This is a genomic window from Bacteroidia bacterium, assembly GCA_019695265.1.
In the GTDB taxonomy this organism is placed as follows: domain Bacteria; phylum Bacteroidota; class Bacteroidia; order JAIBAJ01; family JAIBAJ01; genus JAIBAJ01.
The window spans coordinates 1-6,586 of sequence record JAIBAJ010000143.1 but is presented as its reverse complement, the minus strand read 5'-3'; the positions used below and the strand labels follow the sequence as shown (position 1 = coordinate 6,586).

The following is a 6,586-nucleotide window of genomic DNA, read 5'->3' as shown; positions in this document are numbered from 1 at the left end:
TTGCCTAGATCCCGATTTAACAAACGAATGTTAGAGGTTTCGGAAATAGTACTGGCTCTCGATCAGGCCATTGCTGAAATTAGAAAGTTGAACCCCAAAATCCAAGTTGTTCTTACGGTTAGCCCGGTTCGTTATTTCGCTTTCGGTATTGAAGAAAATACCCTTAGCAAAAGCTTATTGTTTGTTGCAATTCAGCAGTTGAGGCAGCTAAGACCCGACTTGTATTACTTCCCGGCTTACGAAATTGTGATGGACGAACTCCGCGACTACCGTTTTTTTGCCGAAGATATGCTTCATCCCAACCATCAGGCTACTCGGTATGTATGGGAAATCCTTCAAGAAACACTGATAGATCCGGCTCACCGAAAAATAATGGCTGATGTAGAGGAGATCAATCGGGCCTTTCAGCATAAACCTCGAAATCCGAATTCCCAGGCCCACCAAGCTTTTCTTGCTAAATATACTGCAAAAATGCAAGAGTTGCAATCGCGTTTCCCGGAGTTTCAGTTTTAGAATTTCCTGTTTTTTTTTGTTTTATGCGGGCCGCTTTAGCCCCTAACATTTACATGAAACCATGGTGAGCCAATGGGCTAAATCGCCGGGCTATCCGTTCCTAGTCCTCGTCGCCCGGGCTAAAGCCACGGCCTCCTGTGGGCTATCCACTTCTATCCCTGCCCGACCGAACTCCAACCATTCGGTTCAATTACCAAAATTCCGAGAGTACAAAGGCTTTAATCAATTGAAAAATCGCCTTACGTATTCAACCCTTCCAATCTAACCGTTTTTATTTCCAAATACCAAGTTTACAATCGTTTCCACCCATTGGTCTCTATCGTTTAAACTAGGCACTAATTGCACTTTTTGTCCACCGGCTTTGGTGAAAATATCTTGGTATTCATGCCCAATTTCAATGGTAGTTTCCAGACAATCGGCTGTAAATGCAGGTGAGAATACCAAAATATTTTTGGCTCCTTTTTCGGCCAGTTGCCTTACCACCTCATCGGAGTAGGGTTTTAACCATTTATCGTCTAACCTCGATTGGAAACTTACGGTGTATTTGCCTTCCGGTATTTGCAACCTTTTAACAATCTCATTGGTGGTGTAATAACATCCGGCTTTGTAACAATAATAATTCTCGTTGTCCAATTGCTCGTCGCAATGGTGGTTACTGCACTGGCGATCTTCGTATACTTTATCTACCTGACGTTCCGGTAAACCATGGTAACTGAAAATAACATGATCGTAGTTTTCATGTGGAAATTCTCGGCCGGTTTCGGCTACTGCATCCAAATACATTGGATTATCGAAATATTGGCTAAAAAGTTTTAATTCCGGAATAACCCACCATTCTTTAATCACCTCCATTACTTCTTGCAATGCCGAACCTGTGCTGCTGCTGGCGTATTGCGGAAACAATGGAAAAACTACAATACGGTCGAGGTTCATTTTCCGCATTTTTTCCAAAACATTCCTGATAGATGGTTGTTGGTAACGCATGGCCAACTCTACTACTACCTCCTCTCCTACTCTTTTTTGTACTTTTTCTTTTAAACTATTACCGTAAATAAGCAATGGCGAACCTTTTTCAGTCCATAGCTCTTTATAAATTTTGGCTGATTTAGGGGCCCGGAAGGGAACTATAATCAAGTTAACCAGAATTTTCCTAGCTAACCAGGGAATATCAATTACTCTGGGATCATTAAGAAATTGTCCTAAATACCTCCTAACATCAGCCACTTCGGGCGAATCAGGTGTTCCTAGGTTTAAAAGCAGTAAGCCTGTTTTGGGTCTTCGGTTGTTTTTCAAAATGTCATTTTCTGGTTTGCAAAATTGGGAATAACATTTTTGGTAACCAAACTGAATTTAGAAACAGCTCTAAAAAATAAACTCCGGTTGGCAAAAATGGCCGGACTAAGCACTTCCCTTTGGGGTTGTGTCCGGGCAAGGATAGAGCGTGATACCGCCCAGGCGGAATGGCTTTAGGCGTTGGGGCCTGGGAGTATTAGCGATAGCCTGACCCGACGCATTGCAACCCGCTTAGGGAAATGCACTTGGTCGGTAGCGGAGGGGGCCCGCCAAATCTCAAAAAATAACCATTTCGACATCATTAAAACCTATTTTAGGTGGAAATTGGCAAGGCAGGCCGGAATGCTTATTTTTGCCACGTGATTACCCGAATTGGACAGTCGTTGCAAGATGCAGCGTCTTTTTTGCAGCAAGGAGAATTGGTTGGAATACCTACGGAGACGGTTTATGGATTGGCTGCCAATGCTTTGGATGAAAAGGCAGTTCAAAAGATTTTTCAGGTTAAAAACAGGCCTTTGTTTAATCCATTAATTGTTCATGTTGCGGATGTTTCGCATTTTGAGCGTTATGCAGAGTGGATTCCGGAAAAATGCTTTCAACTTGCAAAAGCGTTTGCTCCCGGACCACTAACCTTTGTTTTGCCTAAAAAGACTATTGTTCCGGATCATACAACCGGTGGCGGAAATTCGGTTGCCTTGCGAATACCGAACCATCCTCTAACCTTAGAATTGCTCCATAAAATAGACTTCCCATTAGCGGCACCGAGTGCAAATCCATCCGGTTATATTAGTCCGGTTACGGCCCGGCATGTGTATGATCAGTTAAATGGTTTTTTGCCCTACATTTTGGATGGCGGACCTTGTATGGTTGGCATAGAAAGTACGGTTGTTGCGTTTGAACAAGGACGGATCAAGGTACTTAGACTTGGTGGACTTTCATTGGAACAATTAAGGGAAGTAGCTGGAGATATTGAATTGGAAGTCAATCAATCGTCTAATCCTAAAAGTCCGGGACAACTTACCTCACATTATGCTCCCCGCACGCCTTTGATTTTGGGTCAACTTCCAATTCTTATGGAGCAGAATAAGGGAAAACGAATTGGAATTATTGGTTTTGGTGATCTTCCGGTGGAATGGAAGAAGGAGCATGTTGTGCTGAATTTATCAGAGCAGGGAAGCACTTTTGAGGCAGGCGCCACAATTTTTTGGGTGATGCGAGAACTGGATGGTATGAGTTTGGATGTAATTTTGGCACAGCCTCTTCCGGAGCATGGGTTAGGCGCGGCGGTAAATGACCGATTACAAAGAGCTTCGGCAAGATAAATAAGGACTGCAAAACCTAAGGTTTTAAATCCGCTTCAGTTTATTTTCGTTTTTACCTTGCAGGATTAGGGGAACCATTTCTACTGCCACATTGCTGGAGTCGAGACCAAATGCTTTTTGGTCGCTAAGGGCAAATTTGTTGATAATGGAATAAATCTGCATAACAAACTCATCGATTACTCCCAGGTCGTAATCATAGTTCAAAATCCTTTCGATAACGATAAATCGGAAATCGCCCATGATGTTGTTTTTGCGTAAGGAAGGGTATCGGCTCAACAGGTCAACTTCCTGATTGCAAGCCATTTCTTCAATTACTTGACGGAGGTACAGGTTGATTTTGGGCTCGATGCGAAAACCAATGTGAAAATCGACTTTAAAAACCTTACCCGGCAATAATTCTTCTACGGAATATTCCAAGGTATGCGGAGAATCTTTCCAATCTACGTGCACCAACCAATAGATATCGGCCCTTTTGGGTTGTTTTTTTAATATGGAATAAAGGACTTTCGATTCCACGTCCTGCACATGGTCGGCGCTGGTCAGGTAAACAAGGTTGGTTGCATATTTTGGAACCGATTCGTCTTCGCTTAGGTCCTTAATAGTTTCCAGGTGAGGATTAATTTTAACGAATTCGGTATATTGGTTTTTAATTTTTCTGGCATTAAACCACACATACATAATCATAAATAGCAATCCACCCAATAGAACTGCAACAAAACCACCGTGCAACAATTTGGCTGTATTGGCGAGAAGGAAACCAAACTCAACAGTAAAAAACAAACCAATAACTGCACTAAGTATGACCAAATTCCATCGGTGACGGAACAAGTAATTGTGCAATAAGGTGGTTGTGCTAAGCATGGCTAAGGTAATAGCAATTCCATAGGCAGCTTCCATTTTAGAAGCTTCTTCAAAATGCCAAACAATAAAGATACATCCCACGAATAGAAGCCAATTTACGCTTGGAATATACAATTGACCACGTTCAGCGGTTGGATAAACGATGCTAACCCGAGGCCAAAGATTGAGACGAACAGCCTCCGAAATAAGGGTATAACTTCCTGATATTAATGCCTGGCTAGCGATGATTGCAGCAAAGGTTGCCAAAAGAATACCGGGAATCAAAAACCAGGATGGCATGATGTAATAAAAAGGATTTCTGCCATCGAGGGTTTGACCTTGCATGGAAAGTAACCAAGCACCTTGCCCGAAGTAATTTAGGATTAAAGTAATTTTAACAAAAATCCAGGAAATTTGAATGTTTTTTCTTCCACAGTGACCAAGGTCTGAATACAAGGCCTCAGCACCGGTGGTACAAAGAAAAACTGCACCAAGAAGCCAAAATCCACCCGGATAATTAACCAAAAGATTGATGGCATAAAATGGACTAAGTGCTTTAAAAACGCTAGGAAAATCGATTATTTGTCTAACACCCAACCAACCTAATACAACGAACCAAACCAACATAATATAACCAAAGTACTTACCAACAATGGTGGTTCCCATGCGTTGGAACAAGAATAAAAGGGTTAAAATAGCTAAAACGATAGGGATGACAGGTACATTGGGTTGATGAATTTTAAAACCTTCTACAGCAGAAGTAACAGAGATGGAAGGAGTAATAATTCCATCTGCCAAAAGAGCACAACCACCAATAACTGCCGGAATGGTTAACCATTTAGCTCTTCGCCTAACTAAAGCATAGAGGGCAAAAATTCCACCTTCACCATTGTTATCAGCATTGAGGGTTAGAAATACGTATTTAAACGTCGTTTGAATGGTAAGCGTCCAAAAGACACAAGAAATACCACCAAGAACCAGTTCCGGGGAAATTACACTTTTGCCAATAATGGCGCTCATTACGTAAAGAGGAGATGTACCAATATCTCCAAAAACAATTCCTAAGGTAATTAATGCACCGGCTAGCGTAAACTTGCTTACATGTTTGTGCGAGGTTGAACCCATTGCTTTTGGGGAAAGTTGCCCCAACTTTTTGAACAAAAAACGGGTGCAAAATTAGTGAGGCTTTGATTTCCTTGGATAAGAATTGTTAAATATTTTTGCAAATCATGTGGAAAAACCTTTTTATCAAGATTATAGTCTCCAGTATTGCAGTGATGGTATGTGCACACATTCTGCCCGGAGTGCACCTAAGCAACTACACCACTGCTTTATTATTGGCATTGGTTTTGTCGTTTTTGAATGTATTTATCAAGCCAATTTTAATTGCCCTAACCATACCATTCACCTTGTTTAGTTTTGGATTATTTCTACTGGTTATCAATGCCTTAATACTTTTATTAGGCGATTATTTGGTCGATGGTTTTGAATTGGATGGATTTTGGTACGCTTTACTCTTTTCAATTGTCTTATCAATTTTAACTTCGATCCTGGAATCATTTAGTAAAACCAAGGATGCCGATGTAGAAGATGGAGAGCAGGATAATTTTTCTAATTAATTTTTTTATTTTTGTTGAAATTTGAAAACCATGGCCGAAAAGAAATATAAAACATTTTGGAGTTTTTATAATTATTACCTCACCGAGCACAGTGATACCATTTGTAGAGGCTTACATTTTTTTGGTACCTTTTTAGTTTTGGTATTTTTTGTTGAATTTTTAACCACCATTTATTTAGGCGACCCTCAATTTCGAATTTTATTGTTTATGCCTTTGGCCGGTTATGGTTTTGCCTGGTTCGGTCATTTCTTTTTCGAGAAAAACAAGCCTGCAACTTTTACCTATCCTTTGTGGAGTCTGGGTAGTGATTTTGTAATGTTTTGGCACATTCTTTCCTTACAATTGCCCAAAAGAATGGAGCTTGCTAAAAAGGCCATTGCCAGCGAAAAAAAATAAGGTTGCTGGTATTTTGATAAGTTAAGATGAAGTAGGTAGCAATTCCACTAGCTAATTTCAAATATTTTCTTCCATACAATCGGATTTTGATTGCAAATAAACAAGGGATGGAGTACCGGAAATTCGATTAACTCTTCACTCCTTCTGGCATGAAAGAACCTGGAGAGTTACTGGTTATGAACTTTTTAGGAATTGCAGAAAAAGATAAATCAAAACGGTTGCAATCTATTTTATAATTCCTTGTATGCGGGCCCCCTCCGCCAAAATAGTCAGGTAATTTCCCAACATTCGATAAAGGCGTTCGGGTCACGCTATCGGCTGTAGTCCTCGTCGCACTTGGCTAGCGCCGCGTGCTCCTGTGGGCTACTTGCCTCTATCGTCAGTCTGTCTAATAAGTCCCCCTTTTTGTAACTTGCTGATTGTTAATAACTTGTTCAATTTTTGTTTCATAATTCATTGATTTTCAGTACATTTATGAATGAAATTTATTCAACGTTCCAATCCCAACCAAACGGAGGTTTTTTGTTTAGAGGAAGCTATTAGTTCTGATAACACTGTCAGATTGATTCATTTGTTTGTATCAAGTTTGGATTTGTCAGAGTT

General features: G+C 40.6%; 6 protein-coding genes. 4 read left to right on the top strand and 2 right to left on the bottom strand.

All coding sequences use genetic code 11. The annotated features are described in order from the left end of the window. Window positions 1-513 (top strand): GSCFA domain-containing protein (locus K1X82_14205; protein ID MBX7183260.1); only part of this gene is annotated, 513 nt, incomplete at its 5' end. Window positions 514-774: 261 nt separating this feature from the next. On the opposite strand, the gene hemH is transcribed toward K1X82_14205, so the two are convergent. After that, the gene (hemH, locus tag K1X82_14200; protein MBX7183259.1) at window positions 775-1,806 is read right to left on the bottom strand and encodes a ferrochelatase; all 1,032 of its coding nucleotides are present in this window, start codon (window positions 1,804-1,806) and stop codon (window positions 775-777) included. 362 nt (window positions 1,807-2,168) lie between these two features. Between hemH and K1X82_14195 the strand changes: the two genes are divergently transcribed. Then, window positions 2,169-3,128 carry a threonylcarbamoyl-AMP synthase gene (locus K1X82_14195; GenBank protein ID MBX7183258.1) on the top strand — a complete coding sequence of 320 codons (960 nt, stop codon included), beginning with the start codon at window positions 2,169-2,171 and terminating at the stop codon, window positions 3,126-3,128. Window positions 3,129-3,152: 24 nt separating this feature from the next. Here the strand turns inward: K1X82_14195 and K1X82_14190 are convergent, their stop codons facing one another. Next, entirely contained in the window at window positions 3,153-5,093 is a 1,941-nt protein-coding gene (locus K1X82_14190; protein MBX7183257.1) for a KUP/HAK/KT family potassium transporter, read from the bottom strand. 104 nt (window positions 5,094-5,197) lie between these two features. Between K1X82_14190 and K1X82_14185 the strand changes: the two genes are divergently transcribed. Continuing rightward, window positions 5,198-5,587, top strand: a complete 390-nt coding sequence (locus K1X82_14185) for a phage holin family protein (GenBank protein MBX7183256.1) — start codon at window positions 5,198-5,200, stop codon at window positions 5,585-5,587. Between the two features lie 30 nt (window positions 5,588-5,617). Next, window positions 5,618-5,983 carry a DUF962 domain-containing protein gene (locus K1X82_14180; protein MBX7183255.1) on the top strand — a complete coding sequence of 122 codons (366 nt, stop codon included), beginning with the start codon at window positions 5,618-5,620 and terminating at the stop codon, window positions 5,981-5,983. The last annotated feature ends 603 nt before the right edge of the window (window positions 5,984-6,586 follow it).